Source organism: Paenibacillus sp. JJ-100 (assembly GCF_948329825.1).
In the GTDB taxonomy this organism is placed as follows: domain Bacteria; phylum Bacillota; class Bacilli; order Paenibacillales; family Paenibacillaceae; genus Paenibacillus.
In genome coordinates this window covers 1,136,663-1,152,238 of record NZ_CAOJCM010000002.1, presented here as the reverse complement: position 1 = coordinate 1,152,238, position 15,576 = coordinate 1,136,663, and the positions used below count along the sequence as shown (strand labels likewise).

11 protein-coding genes are annotated in these 15,576 nt (G+C 46.0%); 8 read left to right on the top strand and 3 right to left on the bottom strand.

What is annotated here, in order from left to right:
- Positions 1-21: 21 nt before the first annotated feature.
- Complete coding sequence (locus PQG66_RS11945) at positions 22-669, bottom strand: hypothetical protein (RefSeq protein WP_272037886.1); 648 nt, start codon at positions 667-669, stop codon at positions 22-24.
- A gap of 209 nt (positions 670-878) precedes the next feature.
- Between PQG66_RS11945 and PQG66_RS11940 the strand changes: the two genes are divergently transcribed.
- From PQG66_RS11940 to PQG66_RS11930, 3 genes are all read left to right on the top strand, one after another.
- Entirely contained in the window at positions 879-1,685 is an 807-nt protein-coding gene (locus PQG66_RS11940; protein ID WP_272037885.1) for an alpha/beta fold hydrolase, read from the top strand.
- A 24-nt stretch (positions 1,686-1,709) separates the two neighbouring features.
- Positions 1,710-2,693 carry a sensor domain-containing diguanylate cyclase gene (locus PQG66_RS11935; RefSeq protein WP_272037884.1) on the top strand — a complete coding sequence of 328 codons (984 nt, stop codon included), beginning with the start codon at positions 1,710-1,712 and terminating at the stop codon, positions 2,691-2,693.
- Between the two features lie 238 nt (positions 2,694-2,931).
- The gene (locus PQG66_RS11930) at positions 2,932-3,588 is read left to right on the top strand and encodes a DUF2625 family protein (RefSeq protein ID WP_272037883.1); all 657 of its coding nucleotides are present in this window, start codon (positions 2,932-2,934) and stop codon (positions 3,586-3,588) included.
- A 218-nt stretch (positions 3,589-3,806) separates the two neighbouring features.
- Here the strand turns inward: PQG66_RS11930 and PQG66_RS11925 are convergent, their stop codons facing one another.
- Positions 3,807-5,159, bottom strand: a complete 1,353-nt coding sequence (locus tag PQG66_RS11925; RefSeq protein WP_272037882.1) for an MFS transporter — start codon at positions 5,157-5,159, stop codon at positions 3,807-3,809.
- A gap of 313 nt (positions 5,160-5,472) precedes the next feature.
- Here PQG66_RS11925 and PQG66_RS11920 point away from each other — a divergent pair, with 313 nt between their 5' ends.
- The gene (locus tag PQG66_RS11920) at positions 5,473-5,859 is read left to right on the top strand and encodes a VOC family protein (RefSeq protein ID WP_272037881.1); all 387 of its coding nucleotides are present in this window, start codon (positions 5,473-5,475) and stop codon (positions 5,857-5,859) included.
- A 163-nt stretch (positions 5,860-6,022) separates the two neighbouring features.
- On the opposite strand, the gene PQG66_RS11915 is transcribed toward PQG66_RS11920, so the two are convergent.
- Positions 6,023-8,674 (bottom strand): cation-translocating P-type ATPase, encoded by a 2,652-nt coding sequence (locus PQG66_RS11915; RefSeq protein WP_272037880.1) that lies wholly within the window; start codon positions 8,672-8,674, stop codon positions 6,023-6,025.
- Between the two features lie 356 nt (positions 8,675-9,030).
- Here PQG66_RS11915 and hcp point away from each other — a divergent pair, with 356 nt between their 5' ends.
- The 4 genes from hcp to PQG66_RS11895 all read left to right on the top strand — a co-directional run bounded on the left by hcp (position 9,031) and on the right by PQG66_RS11895 (position 15,520).
- Entirely contained in the window at positions 9,031-10,323 is a 1,293-nt protein-coding gene (hcp, locus tag PQG66_RS11910) for a hydroxylamine reductase (protein WP_272037879.1), read from the top strand.
- Between the two features lie 407 nt (positions 10,324-10,730).
- On the top strand, positions 10,731-12,128 hold the full coding sequence (locus PQG66_RS11905; RefSeq protein WP_272037878.1) for a PTS transporter subunit EIIC: 1,398 nt from the start codon (positions 10,731-10,733) through the stop codon (positions 12,126-12,128).
- Between the two features lie 342 nt (positions 12,129-12,470).
- Entirely contained in the window at positions 12,471-13,472 is a 1,002-nt protein-coding gene (locus tag PQG66_RS11900) for an ABC transporter substrate-binding protein (RefSeq protein WP_272037877.1), read from the top strand.
- Complete coding sequence (locus PQG66_RS11895; protein WP_272037876.1) at positions 13,469-15,520, top strand: iron ABC transporter permease; 2,052 nt, start codon at positions 13,469-13,471, stop codon at positions 15,518-15,520. The genes PQG66_RS11900 and PQG66_RS11895 overlap by 4 nt, the downstream gene beginning before the upstream one ends.
- The last annotated feature ends 56 nt before the right edge of the window (positions 15,521-15,576 follow it).

Below are 15,576 nucleotides of genomic sequence, written 5' to 3'. Positions count from 1 at the left end.
CTTCCAAACGTCAGCTTTCATTTATATGGACAAGTACTCTAGAAGACGTGCGGTGTGTTCCTGTCCAAGCAGCTCCTCTAGTTTTGGCTGTATTTGGATAAGGTATTCCGGTTTCGTCTCGAACGTCTCTTCGTCCTTCACCTCACCTGCGAATAAGCGTGCATGTTCAATCAGGATCCCGATAGCCGTAAAAAAGTCTGCCAGGGAATCCGCAGCGAGCGCCGGTTCTCCGCCCTCAAATGCAACATAGACAGGAGAATCTGGCTCTCCAGCATCGACAATCACGGGATCATCATTCAGATTAGCGATCACAATATGATGTGACGGCCATGTGTCGGATTCGTCGTAAGGTTCCTGCATACCGATCCAGCGGAACCCGAGCTGCTGACGATGCAGATGTTCTGGAGCAGGGAAGAAGAGCAGAGCGGCATCGCCGATTTCAACTGCTGCACTTTTCATTTTGAGCGTCCCTTCCGCTTTGGCATCAATCATCTCGTAGTGACTATACAGATATTGAAGCTCTGGTGAAAGGGGGATGCGCTTGTCCACTTCCGGTTGAACGGGATGTTTGCGAGGTCGAAGATCATGATTGGAGAAAAGTCCGTTTGCTTCATTGTATAAGTCTTGCTGTTCAATAAAATAAGATAAAGCCGTATTCAACGATTGCATTATCCTTCAGTCCTCCTGTTCAAGTATAGCTTTTATATTACATCAGGATGGCAGAAGCTTACACCCTCTACATACGGGTTCTTGTATAATTTAGCAAAAACGCATGCAGCAATACACAAAAACGAAAAAGTAATTATTTTTAACCCAATTCTCAACATTTTCCGCTATAATGTTCTGATAACTAATGATCTCTCTGAGAGGTGAGTGAAATGACTGTTGATGTTCTAGTGCGCAACAATGTGAAAATTTTGGGAAATGGTACCCAGACGATCGTATTTGCCCATGGCTTCGGCTGTGATCAGGATATGTGGCGATATATCGTACCTGCTTTTTTAGAACAATACCGTATTGTGCTCTTTGATTATGTAGGTTCCGGCGAATCTCAAATTAACGATTATGATGCTCTTAAATATAATAAGCTGAGCGGTTATGCACAGGATGTGCTGGAGATTATGGAAGCGCTGAAACTTCGAGATGTCATTTTTGTTGGTCATTCCGTTAGTAGCATGATCGGCATGCTTGCCTCCATCCAGGCACCACATTATTTCAAAAATATCATCATGCTTGGGCCCTCACCGCGTTATATTAACGATCTGCCCCATTATTATGGTGGATTTGAACGACAGGATATTGATGAACTGCTGGAGATGATGCAATTAAACTTTATCGGCTGGGCAAGTTATTTGGCCCCTATTGCGATGCAAAATCCGGAACGAAAAGATTTGACAGAGGAACTGGAAAAAAGCTTCTGCTCCCGTGATCCACACATCGCCCGCCAATTTGCCGAAGTGACGTTCCTGTCCGATTGTCGGATTGAGCTGGAACAAGTGTCAGTGCCCACTTTGATTTTGCAGTGCTCGGATGACATTGTTGCGCCTGTGGAGGTCGGGAATTATCTGCATTCCCACTTGAAGAACAGCAGGCTGCAGCAGATGGATGCCAGAGGGCATTATCCTCACCTAAGTCAGCCGGAAGAGACCATTCAATTCATCAAAGACTATCTGGATAGTGCTTAATTTGCAGAGGAGAGGCTGTTTTCGATGGACAATCAGTTAGATACAGCACCTTGTGGATACTTTTCGATATCAGACTCGGGTGTGATCCTGTCAGTAAATCAGACTTTTCTGAACATGATCGGGCAAGAACGGGAAGAATTGATGGGCAAGCACATTGAATCCACGATGTCGGTTACGAATAAAGTCTTTTTTCATACTTATTTTTATCCGTATATTCAGCTGTACGGTTATGTGGACGAGATGTATTTTTCCTTCCGCAATAATGAGCGACAGGATGTACCGGTATTGCTCAATGGGGTGCGCCAGAAAAGAGATGGGCAACATGTTATCGATTGTGTTGCGGTGATTATGCGTAAACGAATCGAGCATGAAAAAGACATTCTCAACACAAAAACCAAGCTGGAGGAGTTATATCAGGCAACACAAGAAGCGAATATGGAGCTAGAGCGACTGCATGAAGAATATAAAATCAAAGAGCAGGCGCTCATGAAAGTAAATGAACAGTTGGAGATGATGGCTTCCACAGATTTGTTGACAGGTCTGAAAAATCGTCGATTTTTTCAGGAGAGTATGGCAGACAATCTGTCCCTTTATCACCGAGAACAGCGTGAATTCTCACTGCTAGTCCTGGACATTGATCACTTTAAACGCATTAACGATACCTATGGACATCCCATTGGTGATCTGGTGTTAGGCAATCTGGCCGGACTACTTCAATCGATATCACGGGAATCGGATGTGGTGGCACGTTATGGTGGCGAAGAGTTTGTTATCATACTGGTGAATTGCGGAGAGCAGCAGGCTATCGACACGGCAGAACGATATCGTGCGCAAGTCGCTTCGGCAGACTGGGGAGAATATCAAGTCACGGTGAGTATTGGTGTATCAACAGTCTCGGCAACAGATACGGAGCAAACTATGTTTCAAAAGGCGGATGATGCATTGTATGCGTCCAAGACCAGCGGACGAAATCGGGTTACCCATGCCTCCCAATTAATTCAACGTTAACTATACTCAAGCTGCTAGGTATGAACCGGAGATAGGATCTGGTGTAATTTTAATCAAACGATAACTAGAGGGCATGACTTCCCTCTTAAATAAGGATCAGCAGGAGAATGAATCACTTGCTTGATCCTTTTTTGTTCTCCAGCCGATATGGAAACCATCGATCCTTTCATTTGATTGGCATAATTAACCATGGTAAGCTTTTTAGAAGGTAGGACAGAAGAGAGGAGCCTCGAAATAGATGAACAAGTTATCTGTTAGCGAATTAATCGACCGGGAAAATCATGCTTGGGGGGAACTGAGAGAGCTTTTGGATCAGGGAGAAAATACATATACTTATGTCCCGGCCCAACCAGAACGGGGAGGAGAAGCGCTATATGAGCTTCAAGTGAGTACCCGCTCCTATCTGGGAGCGGTTGTATACGAGACTCAGGGCATAGTAGTAGATCACGGATGGATTACCCTGCTGGGAGCAGGCGGGGAGAGTGTGTATGGGGGTGTAACCAGCTGGAATGGCTTGGGTGCTGAACCCTCGGTAGAAGCATTGCCGGGTATGATGGTCATTGCGTACGATGTTGCCGGAGGTTTTTTTGCGCTGGACACCGGTAAATATGGTGGTACGGGACAGGTTCATTATTATGCGCCTGATGCATTAGAATGGGAGTCGACAGAACTTTCATATTCAGAGTTTATGACTTGGCTGGCTGAAGGGGATCTGCACCAATTTTACGAAACTTTTCGCTGGCAAGGCTGGCAGGAAGATATGGCACAGCTGGACCGAGGTCAAGTGTTTGCCTATTATCCACCGCTATGGACGAAGGAAGGTAGCGGAGAGAGCAGTAGTAAGGCACCAGTTCACATTGTCGAAGCCTGGAAGATGGCGTTGGAAGCGAAGTGAGCTGAAGCTGGGCTGAAGTTAACCCTGATCCACAATTACCGCCTTCCATTTATTTGCGGCCCTGCTCCAAGCGCGGTCAGCACATGCATAAATTTCATCAAATGATAGCAACAAGTAGAAAAAAAGCTCGCAAACAGGTGCGGGCCTTTTTTTACATAAGTTGATCCTTAGTTGAATCTTTAATTTGTACCCAGGAGCTATAATGCCAGCAGTTCGCTTTATGAGCGACCAGTTGGTACAGAAGTTACATTGCGCTTTGCTAGTGAAGCAGCTTTGCTGTGCCATAAGGTCAGTCCAAGTGAAATGATACATACGAACAACAGACAACCATATACTACGTGGTAGGCTTCTTTGACAGATATACCCGGTATGGCGTGAAGAAGTAGACCGCATACGGCGACAGACACCGAACCGCCGAAAAACTGGATCAACTGCAGTAAGCCCATACCCGAGCCGATCTGGTGTTTAGGCAGTACACGTGAGGCTTCATTGTTCAGGGAGGCCATGGAGGCGGATAGTGCCGGAGAGAAGAACAGATAACCCCCAGTGATGATCAGAGCCGACCAGTCCAGTCCTAGCATGAACAGCACAAGTACAGCGGCAATCATACCCTGTCCGATCAGCATAAACCGCATATTGCCGTAACGATCAATCCATCGACCTACATAACGGGTACAGAAGGCGGAGATGATCGCTCCCGGAGCAATCAGCAGGCCAATCGCAAGGGCAGAACGATGATACAGATCGGCTAGCACTAACGGCATAAGGAATAGATTCCCGAGATTGACCACCAGCACACAGAAACCAATGATGATCAACCGGGTGAAACCTGGTGTCCGAAACACATGTGGATTCACAAAAGGCGTGCGTGCTCTGCGAATATATAGGATATGTGCCGCCAAAGATGCGAACCCGATGACAATCCATACCCATGATCGTTGCGTAATTGCGACGAGCAAGGTGGTCGCATTAATAATGGTGAGTACTGCACCGATGAGGTCAAATGGCTGTTCTTTATTCGCCGTTTCCCGTGGTAAAAAATAGAGCAGTACAGGCAGGGCTAGCAGCACCAGCACGGTAATTGCAAACAACCCGTTCCAGCCCATGTACTCGCTGATTAGTCCGCCAACAATAGGACCCAGACCAAAGGCCATCGCACTACCGGACGAGATGAGTGCCAGAGCTGCACCGCGACGTTCCACCGGAATATAACGGCTCGCTATGACCAGACCAAGGCCAGCCATAACTCCTGCCCCTGCCGATTGTAAAATTCGTGTCGTGAGTAGCAAGGCAAAGTTGTGTGCAAACAAACCTAGCAAGGACGAGCAACCGAGAATAAGTAATCCAACGGTGAGCAGTTTACGAATAGGAATGCGGTCGGACAATCGACTGTAAATCACCGTAGAAAGGGCATATCCGATAGAGTAACTGGAGATTACCCAAGAGCCGAGGTCAGATGTGATCTGTAGATCATGGATAATGACAGGCAACGAAACGTTAAACATGGTGGTGTTCATGACCACGATGAAGAGACAGCACGTCCAGAGTGGCATCACAATTTTTTCTTTCATGTAACCATTCCTGTCTTATATAGAGTATCCTAAAATATATATAGGATTTGGCTTTATCCGAGTTGGGGACAAGACAATGTTTTATTTTACACCCCATATGTATATATGGCAATATTGTTATATTCATCTGAGTTACTACATAACAGACGTAGACAGGCTTACACAAGTTTGAACCAAATACCACATTAGCACAGCGGCACAATACTCCAGACAGAAGCAGTACCACAACAGCACCACAACAGCACCACAACAGCACCACAACAGCACCACAACAGCACCACAACATGATCTTACGATGAAGGAGATTAGTTCTATGAATCCAGTTCTATTACAATCCCACAGTGTGTTCCCAACCCTTGATATGACGAGGACTGCTGCATTTTATGAACAAAAATTGAAGTTTCGGGTCGTTGAATATTTAGATGTTGCAGAGCCTCATGTCTGCCTGTATCGTGATTGCACCGAGATTATTTTAACCCAGAGTAATGGTCAGAAAGTCATCCCGAATCGAGAATTGTATGGCTATGGATACGATGCATATTTCATAACGAAACAGCAAGCAGAGCTGGAACAGGAATGTATCGATTCCGGTGTAACGATTGTTCGTTCCTTCCACCATTCCGATTATAATAACAAAGAATTTGTTATTGAGGATATTGATGGACGATGGATTGCCTTTGGAATCAAGCAGGAGGATTAGAAGCAAGGTTCAGGTATAGAAGCAAGCTGGAAGCACGAAAAGATCTTATCTATTTTGATGTAAAAATAAACATGATAAACAAGCAGCGCCTTCCAAAAGAGGGCGCTGCTTGTTTATCTAATCTATATTGCATAAGGAAGCATATGTCTGCATCCTTCCATAACTATGCCGGCACGGACTGTTTGCCGCGATTGCGAATCCATTTGATGATATCCATCAGGATGACGGCGCCGAGCGCGAGTCCGCCTGCGATTAGGAATTCATCCCAGCCAAACGTATCCGGGATGGCAAAGATACCGCGAATACCTGGAATCAGTGTAATTCCGTAGAGGCAGAGACAGACGACGATCGAACCAAGCACCAGCTTGTTGGTCAGGAAACCGACCTGCAAGATGGTCTGTGTGTTGGAGCGTGCTGCAAAAGTTTGCAGACTCCGTGCCAGAATGAGAGTGGTGAATGCCATAGCGACACTGATCTCTTCCGAGATACCGAGTCCGATATACTGGGACACGATTACCGCAGCACCGATTAGCACCCCTCGGGTAATAACGGCCTGCAACGTTCCGCCTGCAAAGATACCTTCGTTAATGTCTCGCGGTTTACGCTGCATCACATCCGGTTCAGCCTTCTCTGTACCAAGCGCAATGGCTGGTAGGGAGTCATTAACCAGATTGATAAACAGCAGCTGTAGCGCTGTGAACGGATTGACCCAGCCGACAACCAGTGCGAAGAGGATGGCGATAATGGCGCCGAGATTACCGGCGAACAGATAGGCGATAGCCTTTTTAATATTATCAAACACCATCCGTCCAACACTGACTGCATTCACGATGGATACAAAGTTATCATCCGTCAGGATCATGGCTGCCGCATCTTTGGCGACATCCGTTCCACTGCCCATCGCTACGCCGATGTCCGCCTGTTTCAGTGCAGGTGCATCGTTGACGCCATCCCCGGTCATGGCTGCAATTTTACCTTTTCGCTGCCAAGCACGAACGATTCGGATTTTATTCTCAGGTGAAACCCTGGCATAGACGGAGATGTGTTCGAGCTTCTCATCCAGCTCCTCATCCGTCATCTTATCGAGCTCAGCACCGGTAATCGCAAGATCATCTTTCTCCGCCAGCCCGATATCAATACCGATCGCCTGAGCGGTAGTTTTGTGGTCACCAGTGATCATAATGGTGCGAATACCCGCCTTCTTCGACTCCTCAATGGAGCTGTAGACTGCTTCGCGCGGTGGATCAATCATGGCGGTCAGACCTACTAATATAAGATCGGATTCGTCCTCAGGAGTAACCTCTTTTTTGTCATCAAACCGTTTGTACGCGTAAGCCAAAACCCGAAAAGCACGTTTGGAGAATGCTTCATTTTTCTCTTCAAACTGCGCTCGAATCTCGGGGGTCAGCGGCTGCACCTCACCATGAATAAATACATGAGTACAGCGACTGAACAACACATCGGGGCCGCCCTTGGTCAGCAACGCCGTTTGTCCCTCAAAGGTATGAACTGTACTCATGAGCTTGCGATCCGAGTCAAAAGGAAGCTCCGCTTCCCGTGGAAACTGGTCACGAATTTCATTGTAATCTTTGTTCACACTGTTGCTGAACGCAATGAGCGCGACCTCGGTAGGATCACCAAGTGCCTTGCCTTCCTGGTTGATGTTGGAATCATTGCAGAGCACGGCAATATGTAACAATCGACGTTCCTCTTCTGACCATTCGGCTGGATCATCAGGGAATTCGTCTTTGGTGCCATGAGGAATGTAATAATCTACGACAGTCATTTTGTTTTGCGTAAGGGTACCCGTTTTGTCCGTGCAGATAATACTCGCTGACCCTAAGGCCTCTACTGCAGGTAATCTGCGGATAATCGCATGTTGCTTGGCCATCTTGCTGGTGCCCAGAGACAGTACAATGGTAACGATCGATGAGAGAGCTTCCGGGATCGCAGCTACAGCAACGGCTACAGCGAACATTAGTGCGTTGACGAGTGATGGGCCAATATTTTCAGTGCCTTCTGTCAGCCACACACGTCCAGTTTCAATGGCGAAAATAAGAATGGACAGGCCCAGGATGAAGAAGCCCAGCTTTTTGCTGAATGATTCCAGTTTGCGCTGAAGCGGTGTTTCTTTGGCTTCCGCATTTTCAATCAATTCTGCGATTTTTCCAATTTCAGTTTGCAGGGCTGTACCTGTGATCACCATGGTGCCCCGGCCATACACAACGAGCGATCCGCTAAATGCCATATTGCGACGATCCCCAATTCCCGCTTCTTCATGGATGGCGTCGGCATGTTTCTCCGCAGCTTCAGATTCTCCCGTCAACATGCCTTCATTTATTTTCAGACTGCCGGATTCCAGAATGCGACCATCTGCAGGCACGTAATCTCCTGCATCCAGAAGTACGATATCGCCAGGAACAAGTTCCCTTGCAGGGAGTGTCTGTTTCTGCCCATCCCGGATGACCTTGGCTTCTGGAGCGGACATCTGCCGGAGGGCATCTAGTGAGCTTTCTGCCTTCTTGGTCTGGACTACGCTGATAACCGCGTTAAGCAGGATGACGAGAAATATGATTAAGGATTCGATCACATGTCCAAGCACAATCTGCACAGCAGCGGCGATGAGTAACACGATGACCATGGGATCTTTGAAATTTTCAAGAAACAATCTCCAGATGGGAGTAGCATCTTTCCCTTTTAACTCGTTATACCCTACAGTTTCTAATCTTTTTTTGGCTTCGGATGTGGACAGTCCACGTTCGGAACTCTGAACTTCCTGCAATACTTCCTCTGTGTTGTGTTTGTAATGTTGCAATGGACCAGCTCCTTGATATTGATTTATATATGTATTACCCGGGCGGACGGAAATTAGAATCGCCAAGGATGTTATTATTCTAACATCATATATAGTTTAGCGACAGATTAGGAAGTATGCGTAGTCTATGTCATTATTTATAATTCCGGTGATACTTATGCGCAGAGGCAGCATCACTGGAATTAAAGTTTTGACTTTTTGCGGTATAAGCTCAGCCTCATTGTCTGAATGAAGTCCAAAAAGGGATAATATGGATATTTGTTTGTTAAACTGTGTGTAAAATCACAATTACCATCCTCCAGCTCTGTTACGCTATTTTCTAATCAAGAGCTAATCTGGTTTGGAGGGAATTGGATATGTTTTGTTATCAATGTGAACAAACACCGAGCGGTGGATGTAAAGTCATAGGGGTATGTGGTAAAAATGAGACCATTGCTAGCTTGCAGGATACGATGATTTTTGCATTGAAAGGGATTGCCGCTTACGCAACACATGCACGTCAGTTAGGATATACCGATCCTGAGGTGGACCGGATAACACATGAAGCTTTATATATGACGCTTACGAATTCGAATTTCAATCAGCAAGAACATTTGGAGATGGCCATGAAAGTTGGAAATGCCGCCATTCGTATCATGGATGTACTGGATCGTGCCCATACGGATCGCTTTGGGATTCCACAGCCAATTACGGTGAGTCAGAATCGAATCGAGGGTCAATGTATCGTGGTTACAGGGCACAATCTATATGCACTGGAGGAGTTGCTGCGTCAGACCGAAGGCAAAGGTATCAATATCTACACTCACTCCGAAATGCTGCCGGCCCATGGTTATCCCGCATTGAAAAAGTATGCTCATCTGAAAGGGAATATCGGTAAAGCCTGGTACGATCAGCGTAGACTGTTTGAAGAGTTTCCGGGTGCCATTCTGGCAACCACCAACTGCGTCATGCCAATCAAAGGCACATATGCAGATCGTTTCTTTTCCTATGAAGTAGCTGGTTTGGAAGGAGTAACGAAGATTATTGGAGAAGACTTCTCACCTCTAATTGAGCATGCGTTATCACTGCCTTCGGCAAATGTACAATCTGAGCAGGTGTTAACGACAGGGTATCACCATGAGACGGTAATTGGACTTGCACCAGAGATTATCCAAGCGGTCAAAGACGGACATATCCGTCGTTTCTTCGTGATTGCGGGTTGTGACGCACCAGGCAAGGGCGGTAACTATTACCGGGAACTCGCTACGTCTCTACCGAATGACACCGTTATTCTCACCACGTCCTGTGGTAAGTTCCGTTTCAATGATGTAGATTACGGTACTGTAGGAGACACGGGAATTCCACGGTATATCGACCTGGGACAATGCAACAACTCAGGTTCAACCGTAAAAATTGCGATGGCCTTGGCAGATGCTTTTGGTTGTAGCGTGAATGAACTTCCTGTAAGTATCGTGCTGTCTTGGTTTGAACAAAAAGCGGTAGCGATTCTGCTCGGACTATTCAGCCTCGGCATTCAGGATATCCGGATTGGTCCTAAACCACCTGAATTTATCTCAGAAGGTGTGTTGGAAGTGCTTGTAGATCTGTTCGGGTTAAAACTGATTACGACCGCAGAAGAAGACCTGAACGCCATGCTTGCTCTGTCTTAAGTTATTAGTAACTATTGAAATTCTAATTCAAAATGTATCGGCACAAAAGGAACAGAAGTGTCTGTTCATTGGTGAGATCCCCTTCTAGTTGATAAGAGAAAAAGACATCTTTAACGATGGCTTCATCTTGTCAAATGAAGGGGATTTTTTGTGATTAATATAAACATTTTGGTAGGATTTTTTTTATTCAAGAAGAAGCGTAACGAGAGGAATAGAAAGGGGTTGCACCGTAAAATAAGTCTCTGAAAATTATAAAGGGATAGGTCTATATGCCTTGTATAAATAAACATGAAAAGTATGTAAATTTGGTTATTTTACCCTATTGAAGTTTATTGGTGGAAATGTGTATATAGATTAAGATACATCACAAAACACGGGATTACCCCATCATTAAGGAGATTATTTGTATGTTTAACAAAGAAATTGAGGAATGGTTAAGACTAGCTGGAGGTAAGGAGAATGTTACAAGGATAGAGCAAAGTTTGGATTCAACAATACTGATCTTGAAAGATCGAACGCAAATGGATCTGTCGTTGCTCGCCTCAACAACTGTAGAAGCAGATGTACAGTTCACTGGTGAACAATGCCGTTTGAATATAAAAGATGTTTCCGGTTCTATCTATAACACGATGCAGGAGTTGAAGATTGGAGACGGTGTAGAGTCCAAGCTAGAAGGGTCTACATCTAAGAGGAAGAAAAGATCCTCCCCGATTCGGTTCGTGTCTGATATATTCATACCTTTGATGCCTATCATTCTGGGTGCAGGGGTTTTAAAAATTATACTAGCATTAATTTATTTTATTGATTCTTTAAGCTCAGAGTCATCTACCCTAATGGAGAGCCAGACCTTTACGATCTTTAGAATTATTGGAGACAGTGCTTTCTATCTGATTCCAGTATTGGCCGCTGTCAGCACGGCTCGCCTGTTGAAGAGTAATGTCTACGTGGCAGCAGTACTCGGTGGATTAATGTTTCATTCAGAGGTTGCCTCGTTATTTTCCGGTGAGCAGAGCGTATATTTTCTAGAGGTTCAACTTGCGAATCAACCTGCCTTTTATTCAGCTGTCATCTGGGTCATTCTAGTGGTATGTGCAGCAGCTTATCTGGAGAGAGGGATTAAACGGCTACATCTGAAAGGCATACCAGACATCGTTGCTCCATTTTTGACGTTACTCATTCTTGTGCCAGTCATGTTACTGGTCCTGGGAACGGTTGGCGAATGGATTGAAAGTAGACTGCCCGAATTCATGGACACGATGGCCGCTGATCATCCGATTTTGGTAGTTGTATTGATGGGTGCATTCAGCTTGTTTTTAACAATGACTGGAACCCTCTATATGCTGATTCCAACTTTAATTAATGAATTAGTAATGAACGGTTCCTCTGTAATAATCGGAGGCATGTTAGTTGCCGTAGTTGGACAGGCTGGAGCCTCTCTTGCCCTCGGACTTCGTTCAAGAGATGCATCCTTCCGGAAGCTGGCATTCTGGGCATCGGGAACAGCTCTCCTTGGAATTACTGAAGCAGCCTTTTATGCAGTAAATATGAGAAAAAAATCCTCATTCTATGCGGCCATACTGGGCGGAGCAGCAGGAGGGCTCTACCTCGGATTATTATCTGTGCAAGCCTTTGTAGCGAGTGGAGGACAAAGCTTGTTAGAACTGACAATTTTCAAAGAAGAAGGTAGTCTGAATCTGTTACATGCTATAGTTGGCGTTGTGATTGCATTTGCAGTGTCTTGTGTGCTTACTTATATTTTGTATGGAAAGAAAGAGAAGAACACTCCAAACACTCCAGTGTATTAATTGAAATCTAATCCTCTCTTTGGTCATAATTCGAAATACGGAAGGCAAAAGAGGGGATAAGCCCGTATAGAGTATGAGTTAGATATGAATGTAAACAAGGAAGGACTCGATCCACAAGGAGTTCTTCCTTTTCTTTATTACATTCGTTAAGCATAAGTTCAACACATATCGGACAGGAAGGGATGGCCTGAGAGGGATGTTTCCTCGTTCGGATGAAAATAAGAATGTGAAAATTATAAGGCAACGTTGACAAAAAAGAATTCCATAGGTGATAATGATAATTGTTATCATATAAAAACATAACAACAGAATGAATACATAACAACAGAGGAGACAAGAGATATGAAAAAAGGGTTACATGCACTGCTAATTATGATGGCGTTTGTATTGGTGCTGGCGGGTTGCGGTAAAACCGCTTCAACTCCACAAGCAAGTGAAGGGTCTGGTTCGGGCAGTGCTCCTGCTGAGGAGTCTGCTGGACCGATTACTGTACAGCACAAACGTGGGGAACTTACACTCGACAAGCCTGCTACACGTGTTGTTACACTGGAATGGACCTACACAGAAGATGTTGTTGCCTTGGGGGTCCAGCCTGTAGGTAATGCTGATAATGCCAATTATAAAGTATATGTAACGGACGAAGCAGCTCTGGATGACAGCGTTACAGATGTCGGAACACGCAGTGAACCGAATATGGAGGCCATCGCAGCACTGAAGCCGGATCTGATCATTGCGAATGCAGACAATAATTCCAATGTATATGAACAACTGAAAGCTATTGCTCCAACGCTGGAGTTCGATCCATACGATGGCGACGGTTATAACCATGACAAAATGATTACGATCTTTAATACCATTGCTACAGCTCTAGGCAAAGAAGACAAGGCCAAAGAAGTATTAAGCGACCTCGATCAACATTATGTAGAAGCAAAAGATAAGCTGGCTGCGGCTGGGAAAGATAACTTCCATTTTGTACTGACACAGGCATTCACTTACCAAAATGCAGCTTCCCTACGTTTGTTCTCGGATAATTCCGTGGTGGTAGGTACGCTGAAAAACATTGGTATGGTCAATGATTGGCAGCCAGACAAACTGGAGAACTATGGTTTCTCTACAGTAGGTATTGAATCCTTATCAGCTATACAAGACAGTAACTTTATCTATATTACGCAACCAGACGATGATGTGTTTGGAGCAGCAATGAAAAATAATTCAGTCTGGAATGGATTGAACTTCGTTAAAGAAAAACGTACGTACCAACTGGACAGCACAACATGGACATTTGGCGGACCGATTTCTTCTAAAGTGCTGGTGGACGGTGTGGTTGAGGCGATTACCAAATGAGTCTGAGTCAACAAGCTACGCCAGCTAAACGCTGGCGAATCATAAGCATCTATGGGGGCGGTCTCACCGCCCTTGTCGTGCTTTTTTTTGTAAGTCTGTGTTATGGGGAGGCAGCCCTTTCTCTGCACGATGTTTGGAGCGCGCTTACAAACAGACAGGATACACTCGAGCATAATATGATATGGGATTTACGTATGCCACGTACCGTGATCGGCATTCTTGCAGGTGGTGCACTGGCTGTTGCGGGTGCGCTGTTACAGACCATTACTCGTAACCCGCTTGCTGCCTCGGATACCCTGGGGATCAATGCTGGGGCGTATTTTATCGTCGTGCTTGGTGCCATTCTTTTTCCAGGCGTACTTAGCAAGTCACCGTTTCTATTTGCTGCCGTGGGTGGTTTATTTGCAGCGTTTGCAGCTTATTTTATGGGTGGCGGGCGTACATCCACTCCAGTACGGCTAGCTTTGTCCGGTATGATTGTATCGATGGTACTTGGTTCATTTACGAGTGCTTTGCATATTTTTTTCTCGATGGAAACACAAGGTTTGTTCCTGTGGGGTTCAGGTACACTCGTCCAGAATGACTGGACTGGTGTAAACTATGCTTGGCCTTTGGTTACGGGAGTCACGTTGCTGGCTCTGATTCTGTCCAAACAGTGGGATATGCTCGAACTGGATGAATCCACCGCATCCTCCTTAGGCCAAAGAGTAGGGCTCGCCCGAACAGGTGGATTGATTATTGCGGTAGTTCTGGCTGCTGTTATTGTCAGTGTTATTGGACCGATCGGTTTTGTAGGTCTGGTTGCTCCGCACCTGGTTCGTCTGAGCGGCGTTCGTTCCAACCGTCTTTTGATTCCCGGCGTATTCGTGTGGGGAGCAGCGCTGCTGGTGGGCGCAGATGTGCTTGCCAAAATGATACATAACTCCAGTATGGAACTACCAACAGGTGCTGTTATGGCGATCATTGGTGCGCCTTGGTTAATCTGGCTGGTCTTGACCCGGATGAAAGCCGGGAATGGAGCGGGCATGACGACATCAATGAGCACAGGAGGGCGCGTGCGCCGTTTTGCTTTCGTACCAATGGCTATCCTGTTCTCAATCATTACAATCGTTCTGGTTCTGCTCAGCACAATGTTTGGTGGAATGCGTATTCCACTAGCTGATCTGTTGCCAAGTTTGTTCCAATCTGATGGTATGTTCTCTGCACTGATCCAGCTGCGAATTCCGCGCACCTTGGTTGCTGCTGGAGCCGGGGCAGCACTTGCTATCAGCGGAGTGCTTATTCAGATGGCTGTACGGAATCCGCTAGCAGACGCATCCATCGTAGGGGTATCTTCTGGCGCGGGGCTTGGTGCTATGATGGTGTTCATACTGTGGCCTGAGTTACCGATGTACCTTCTGCCCATTGCGGCTATAGTTGGAGCCGCGATTGCGGCTACACTGGTATTTTCGCTTTCCTGGAAAAAAGGCTTGAATCCATCCGCAGTCGTTTTGCTAGGTATCGCCATGTCAGCTATTGCAGGTGCAGGCATTCAGATTCTGATCGTGCGCGGAGCCGTGTACGGTAGCAGCGGTTATATCTGGTTGACAGGTAGCACCTACGCCCGTACTTGGGATCAAGTCAAGGTTATTGGTATATTCCTGCTGATTCTCGTTCCAGTAGCCTGGTGGCTTGCTCGCAGGTTCGAACTGCTCGTATTTGATGATAACAGTGCTTCCGGGCTTGGCATGAATGTACGTCGTACTCGTCTGCTGGCCATGACCGTAGGTGTATTGCTTGCTGCCGGGGCTGTCGCATGCGTAGGAACTGTCGGATTCATCGGTCTGATTGCTCCGCATATGGTTCGCTTGCTGACAGGACATAAACTGAGACAGTCTATGTTTCTCTCCGCACTGGCAGGAGCAGTTATGCTCGTGCTTGCAGATACAATCGGCAGAACAGTGATGGCGCCAACTGAGATTCCATCGGGTATTCTCATCGCTTTGATCGGTACGCCATACTTCTTGTATCTGATGTACCGCTCGAGCTGGCGCAAAGCCATGAAATAAAAGAAGCACCAAACCCAATTCCAATGGGTTTGGTGCTTCTTTTGCGTTTGTTGATT

What these genes read in the sequence shown, in the direction of transcription:
- PQG66_RS11945 (WP_272037886.1), bottom strand. Translation starts at nt 669, where the DNA reads ATGCAATCGTTGAATACGGCTTTATCTTATTTTATTGAACAGCAAGAC.
- PQG66_RS11940 (WP_272037885.1), top strand. Translation starts at nt 879, where the DNA reads ATGACTGTTGATGTTCTAGTGCGCAACAATGTGAAAATTTTGGGAAAT.
- PQG66_RS11935 (WP_272037884.1), top strand. Translation starts at nt 1,710, where the DNA reads ATGGACAATCAGTTAGATACAGCACCTTGTGGATACTTTTCGATATCA.
- PQG66_RS11930 (WP_272037883.1), top strand. Translation starts at nt 2,932, where the DNA reads ATGAACAAGTTATCTGTTAGCGAATTAATCGACCGGGAAAATCATGCT.
- PQG66_RS11925 (WP_272037882.1), bottom strand. Translation starts at nt 5,159, where the DNA reads ATGAAAGAAAAAATTGTGATGCCACTCTGGACGTGCTGTCTCTTCATC.
- PQG66_RS11920 (WP_272037881.1), top strand. Translation starts at nt 5,473, where the DNA reads ATGAATCCAGTTCTATTACAATCCCACAGTGTGTTCCCAACCCTTGAT.
- hcp (WP_272037879.1), top strand. Translation starts at nt 9,031, where the DNA reads ATGTTTTGTTATCAATGTGAACAAACACCGAGCGGTGGATGTAAAGTC.
- PQG66_RS11905 (WP_272037878.1), top strand. Translation starts at nt 10,731, where the DNA reads ATGTTTAACAAAGAAATTGAGGAATGGTTAAGACTAGCTGGAGGTAAG.
- PQG66_RS11900 (WP_272037877.1), top strand. Translation starts at nt 12,471, where the DNA reads ATGAAAAAAGGGTTACATGCACTGCTAATTATGATGGCGTTTGTATTG.
- PQG66_RS11895 (WP_272037876.1), top strand. Translation starts at nt 13,469, where the DNA reads ATGAGTCTGAGTCAACAAGCTACGCCAGCTAAACGCTGGCGAATCATA.